This is a genomic window from Vibrio sp. M260112, assembly GCF_036533775.1.
In the GTDB taxonomy this organism is placed as follows: Bacteria; Pseudomonadota; Gammaproteobacteria; order Enterobacterales; family Vibrionaceae; genus Vibrio.
On record NZ_JATABH010000109.1, the window covers coordinates 1 to 2,717 of the forward strand.

The 2,717-nt window shown below is 39.9% G+C and carries 4 protein-coding genes; all 4 read left to right on the forward strand.

The window, feature by feature from the left end; translation table 11 throughout:
• Positions 1-238: 238 nt before the first annotated feature.
• Positions 239-556: a hypothetical protein gene (locus QTN95_RS20110; protein ID WP_331418761.1), complete on the forward strand. Its 318-nt coding sequence runs from the start codon at positions 239-241 to the stop codon at positions 554-556.
• A 734-nt stretch (positions 557-1,290) separates the two neighbouring features.
• Positions 1,291-1,743: a hypothetical protein gene (locus QTN95_RS20115; RefSeq protein WP_331418762.1), complete on the forward strand. Its 453-nt coding sequence runs from the start codon at positions 1,291-1,293 to the stop codon at positions 1,741-1,743.
• Between the two features lie 60 nt (positions 1,744-1,803).
• Positions 1,804-2,157, forward strand: a complete 354-nt coding sequence (locus QTN95_RS20120) for a hypothetical protein (protein ID WP_331418764.1) — start codon at positions 1,804-1,806, stop codon at positions 2,155-2,157.
• A gap of 56 nt (positions 2,158-2,213) precedes the next feature.
• Positions 2,214-2,717, forward strand: a 504-nt coding sequence (locus QTN95_RS20125) for a hypothetical protein (RefSeq protein ID WP_331418765.1), incomplete at its 3' end; no start/stop codon positions are given.

The window sequence follows — 2,717 nt, forward strand, 5'->3', positions numbered from 1 at the left end:
CGTTGATATAACTCAATTAACAGCTACTGAGTTCCCTATTCCTTTTGATCCCGTTGTTAGTTTTTCAAATGAAATTATTGATGTATCTTTCTCCCCTGAAACCGCTCATACATATTCTTATCCAGCGGTTATGTTAGCTTGTTTAAATACTTCCGATTGCAATTGGCTTTGATGCATACGGTAAAGTTTCAGGCTTTTTGTTTGATGAAGCTTCTTTAAATGAACCAAGGAAAGATTGATGGATGCTAGTTTTGTTTCGAAAATGGTGACTAATACCATGCCATTTTGTTTTGTTCCCGGTGTGGCTGCCTATATTCAATCTGGCGAAGTAGCGGTGTTATTTTTAGCTTTCAGTACGCTCTTTGGATTAATGGATAAATCAATGCATCAACTATTACTATCAAATTCTAGTTATCGTAAATGGGCTGCTATTTTAGTCTTAGTTTCTGGTGGGCTATGTATGTTTCTATCGGTAGGTACTGTGATATGGATCACATTGATACCGAGTATCGCTTTAACCTACTCAGCCTTGCTTGGGGTAGAGGGAAGAGGCTAGATTTTTATGCCCTCTAAAATAAGGGGGTAATGCTTCTTGAAAGTGAGAATTAAAGCTTGCCATTTTATGGTTCAGTTTCCTACAGAGCTTTGTTGTTTTTAATGCTAGAGATGGCTGAGGGTGCCTGGTGTTGTGGCACCTCCACTCCTGATTCATATGTCACTCGCTACAGCAGTGATTATGCTGCGTCTGATTTACAAGTGTTCTTCACACTATCAGCAACAAGCACTTCCAATGCTGAGATTGAGGGGTATGTGCAAGAAGCTCTTATGCGGACAGACGCTACTATTTCATCGAATTAAAAAAGCCTGAATACTCTAACTATATAGATGTATTAATACCTAAAATTAATATATTTGAATTAGAAGTTACTCATCCACTAGGTTATTTAGAGAGAGAAGCAACAATAATGAATGTTTGTATGATAAATAATATTGCTGCATGTGGGTATCAGGGAGTCTTGGAAGAACGACCTCGCGCTTGGCCTGTAGTGGAGTGGAAACGATGAAAAAGCTTGTACTGTTGGTTGGGTTGATATTTTGGACAATTTTGCCGAATGCACAAGCTTCATCACTCCCAGGGTAACCGCATGAGTAGATAATTTGTAAACGAAAACCACTCTCTTTGTTAACTTGCTAAGAGTTGAGCAGCGTAAGTCGAGATTTATGCGGTCAAGAAACAAACAGGGATAAAAGAAAAGCACCTTCACACAATTATCTCACGGTTAATGATTTGTGAAATTTAACATTAATTCAACTCATGCGCTCGCCCTGTCATCACTCCCTAATGATTGGGAAATTTTATTAGCTAAGAAAATAGTTATTGAAAACAAACATGAAGGTTACGACCTAGCATTAGACACATTTGAACGGAGCCTTCCTTCAGATATGAATGGTGATTCTTGGTATTTTACATTTCTAATTCACTATTATAGCAAGGAGTATGATCGAGATATAAGCCAGTATGTCTCTATTTTGGAAAAGGCGAGAGAAAAAGGTAGCGTTCTTGCTATATCCACCATGTATATAATCTATTCGCGGCCACATTTGGTTTCTGTTATAGATATGGATAAAGCTAGTCGCTTGAAGAGAGAGTATCAGAAATTAGTCTCCGATGGGGTTATTAGTAATGAGTACAGTTTTGAGATGGTTGTAAATACGTCGATGAAGCTTTTGGGCTTGTATTGAAAATCAATGATGGAACAGTGAATGATGCTGTTTCAGTAGGTTGTAATACGGTGATGACGTGTGAATAAACAAGATGATAAGTGGGATACAACAGCAATATATGGCGTACTTTGGTATGGTATTGGGATTCTGTTTTTTAAGGGAGATTACTTATTAGCGATACTTAGTAGTTTTGCTTATACAAGTGTAGTCTCTTTAAATTCGGTTTTACAACCGGTACGTAAAAAGTATCCGTATTTTATTATGTGTGTTGTTACTTCGTTTATATATATGTGGGGAATTGTGTATGTATTCCAAGTATTAGAGATTAACAATTTATGGAGGACGTTAGCAGCCATGCCTTTAATATGTTTTGTATATTGGTTTGGGACTCGAAAAGTACGCCCCCTGCTTACAGAAAGAAAGGAAAGTTAATCATATGAAACTTAGTTACTGCTTCCGTAAAGTATACGGATCCAACAGGACACTGGGTGTGGTGGGCCGCTGCAATGGCGTTCTTTGTGTTTGTGGTGAGTCAAACCTTTAAAAACCCAGCAATCCAAATGGCCGGAATGGTGGTTGGTGCAATTGCGATTGGTTATGCCGCTTCAGGGTTATATGCTGGATTGCAACCCATGGCACAAGCAGCTGCGAGTGGAGCGACCGCTTCATTCTCAACAACCTATATCACTACTGGGGATTTTGACGATTCTCTTCAGGCAGGAATAATAGGCGGTTTGTCTGCGGGAATCACCTATGGGGTGGCCCATGGTGCTGCGGGTGGAACGAGTCCGTTTGGAGTGGCTTTACCTCTTGCTCATGGTGTGGTTCAAGGTGGTTTCCATGAATTGCAAGGTGGTAGCTTCAAGCAAGGCTTTATCAGCGGTGTCATTGGTAAGCTTGGTGGAGGAATTGTTCATGCCAATGTTCAAACGCAGACTCTTCAAGCTGGAGGTATGATTATCGTGTCAGGTATAGCGGCCGCAGCAAGTGGT